Origin of the sequence: Butyrivibrio sp. INlla16 (genome assembly GCF_900104155.1) — a bacterium.
GTDB lineage: Bacteria > Bacillota > Clostridia > Lachnospirales > Lachnospiraceae > Butyrivibrio.
Map to the genome: position 1 here is coordinate 1 of NZ_FMYB01000119.1, position 3,141 is coordinate 3,141.

Consider the following 3,141-nt stretch of genomic DNA (forward strand, 5'->3'; position numbering starts at 1 on the left):
TCACTTTTTTGGTGAGAAGAATAAGTTTTTTAGTACCAGTAAACATGCGGCATTGGAGCGATTTTAATCTATTGCCGTGAATAATTCAGGATTAATTATATATTTTAATTACTCATCTTCCTTATAATCTGTCTCCTCAACCTCGCTCCCACAGGAAGGACAATTCTTTACATCACTTGAGCCAATAGTCCAGTACTCAAATATTTTCCCGCAATTATGACATTTATAAAAATAAGTTCCACATGGTCCATACAATCCGTAAGAGACATTTCGATATGGCTTAAATGCACCTTCACCACGCTTTGTTCCACAATACTTACAATACTTATCTCCTGTATCCAGTACAGAATGACAATTACCGCATCGGTTCTTATAATCTGTAGTAGAAATGAGTCCATCATCTTTCAGATCATATTCAATAATTTTAATAATCCCCTTAAGACTCCTTACAACTGCATCAATACTCTCATATCTGAATTCGTTATAAAAAGCGGTGTCCTCCTTAAGCGAATAATATGGAATATATGGCTCCAGCTGGCAGACCAAATGATGAAGTGCTTTATCGTCTTTATCACAAAAGAACGCAAAAACTACCTGCTTGTCAGTATTATTAAGCGCTGCTACATCATCAGCATCAAACTTGTCTCTCTCAAACAGAATGACCTGCCGTGCACCTAACTCTTGCGCTCTGTCATAAATCTCCTTTTTATTCACAATCAGATAGTATTCTTTTTCAGTAATTGGTAAAGATAACTGCATATTGCCACCTTCCCTTGTTGATGAGTTCGCCACTCGCTAGCAGCCAAACTCTTCGCTACAACACATACATAAAAATGCTGGTTTTTTTGTTTGATCATTAAGCAATCCTGTATGACTTGCAACGCAAATTTTCACAGGATCCTTTTCTTTCGATGCCACGATAAACTGACTTTCATCCTCATTCCCATAATCAATCGCAGCGATCATTGATGAGCCGCAATGAGGGCACTTCACTCCGGGATAGGCATGAATATCCGTGCCGCTTGTTTTTAATATTTCTCTTACGAGGTTAAGCATATCTGCCTCAGCCTCAGTCTTTGGTACAATATCATCTTTGACTCTTAATTCTGTTTTAATGCCTGCATCATCAATAACTTTTGCCACTTCTTTATCGCCGATATTGTAATTGTCTCCTATTTCCTTCCGGCTATTTAAGATACTTATTACCTGATCTTCCGTAAGGAACTTTGGCCTGTCTTTTTCATCATATGGGGAATCAGAACCAAAATAACTAAAGAGTAAGTCCGTGCGCCTTTCTTCCATTGTCGTGGTTTTGTCTTGGGAATCTCCGCATTTAGGGCAATACTTTATAGTCTCCCTACCAAACTCATATTCTATCCAAATATTTCCACACTTTTTGCATTTTTTCTTTATTTTGATTGGAGCCCCATATAGCACTTCCATGCTGTTGGTATATGGAAGAAACGCTCCTTCTCCACGCTTTGTTCCACAATATTTACAGTATTTCTCTCCGGTTCTCAGTTGTTTATGACAATTACCGCACTTGTTTTCATAATCATCTGTAGGGATATATCCCTCGCTTTCCAGATATCTTTCCATATGTTCAACCGTCATAAAGTATTTATCAGCAAGTACGTTTAAGGAAAGAAATCTGTCCTCGTCTTCAATTTCATCTACAAAACTAATGGTTCTTCTTTTTATTTTTGAATTATGAAATTTCTTATACCATCCTTCAAGTCTGCTATCTACAGACATTTCATCCGAATAAAAAACACAAACAAGAAACTTTCCTGATTCTTCTATTGCTTTTATGTCGTCATCATCAAAATCAGACTTATCCGGATATATTACCGCGTCATATCCAAGTTCCAGAGCCTTTTCATAAAGCTCTGCCCTATTTACCATCAAAATATAATCCTTATCTGTTTTGGGTATCTGTAAAGTCATTCCGCTCTATCTCCTATCATTTTTAAAACACAATACAGCGGTTCACTTGCATCATAATCCCAGGTATGTGCAGAATCTCCCATGCAAACGCCTTTATGTGGACAATCCTTACAAACAGCACTTTCCGCAGTACGATCACTTCGGAATCTATCGAATCTGTTCTCCCATACATCACAGAAACTGTCCTTGTATGCGTTTCCCTGCACAAGATCCGGCCTTCTTTCAATATCAAGACAAGCAACAATGTCACCATTAGCTCTAATGCTCGCTATCTTTGTACCGGCTCCACACTGAAAGTAGTAGTCGCGAAGCTCGTTTTCATACTCATATGTAACAAAATGTGAGCATCCGTATGTAACATCCATATCATTATCAGGATCAAAACGTTTTTCATGGATAAAATCGTATAATCCTCTGAGCTGTTCTCCATCAAGGAGTAAATCTTCATGCTCTTTTGCCCTGCCTATAGGATCCATATTTACAACACGCCATGAATAAAAGTCCTCTGCTTTAACAAAGTTATAAATATCCTCTAGTTGGTCAAAATTGTTTTTATGGATAACTGTAAGTGCCTGAGGTTCTATTCCCACTCGCTTCAGCGCCTTTACTCCCTGCATTGCTTTCCTGAATGCACCAGGACTTCTCCTAAAAGCATCATGTGCTTCTTCCAAGCCATCAATACTAATCGCTACCGTATCCAGCCCTGCCTTTTTCAGGTTCTCAGCCATTTCGTCATCAATCAGTGTTCCATTTGTGGTTATCCCTACCGGGAATCCTAAATCATGAGATGCTGCGATAACCTTAATAAAATCCGGATGAAGCATCGGTTCTCCGCCGGTAACGCATATCATAATTTGCTTTGGATCATACCGCTCGGATACTTCCTTCAAAGTCCTACTAATCACTTCAAAATCAAGATATGTCGCGTTGGTATTTAAGCAGCTGCTTCCACAATGCATACAGTTCAGATTACATCTGTCCGTCAACTCAAAAAATAAAAAGGTGAGCTTAGGATTCTTCCATAACTGCCTCTGATAGGCCGCTAAAGCCTGCATATTCTTTTCTTTGATTGGATGGTACATTTTTTTCCCTACCTTCTTATTTAATCCTTTGCTTTCACCCATGTCTTTGTGCTTCTCGCATCCGTAAAGCCATTTATAAGCATAAACGGCTTTATTCTATAAAATGGATCAT

At 38.5% G+C, this 3,141-nt stretch carries 3 protein-coding genes; all 3 read right to left on the bottom strand.

Annotation, left to right across the window (positions count from 1 at the left end):
• Window positions 1–108: 108 nt before the first annotated feature.
• The 3 genes from BLR42_RS22130 to BLR42_RS22140 are packed head-to-tail and all read right to left on the bottom strand — an operon-like array spanning window position 109 to window position 3,071.
• Window positions 109–759, bottom strand: a complete 651-nt coding sequence (locus BLR42_RS22130) for a hypothetical protein (RefSeq protein WP_091873883.1) — start codon at window positions 757–759, stop codon at window positions 109–111.
• A gap of 36 nt (window positions 760–795) precedes the next feature.
• A complete protein-coding gene (locus BLR42_RS22135) occupies window positions 796–1,947 on the bottom strand; it encodes a zinc ribbon domain-containing protein (protein WP_091873885.1) in 1,152 nt (383 codons plus the stop codon).
• Entirely contained in the window at window positions 1,944–3,071 is a 1,128-nt protein-coding gene (locus BLR42_RS22140; protein ID WP_091873888.1) for a radical SAM/SPASM domain-containing protein, read from the bottom strand. The genes BLR42_RS22135 and BLR42_RS22140 overlap by 4 nt, the downstream gene beginning before the upstream one ends.
• Between the last annotated feature and the right edge of the window lie 70 nt (window positions 3,072–3,141).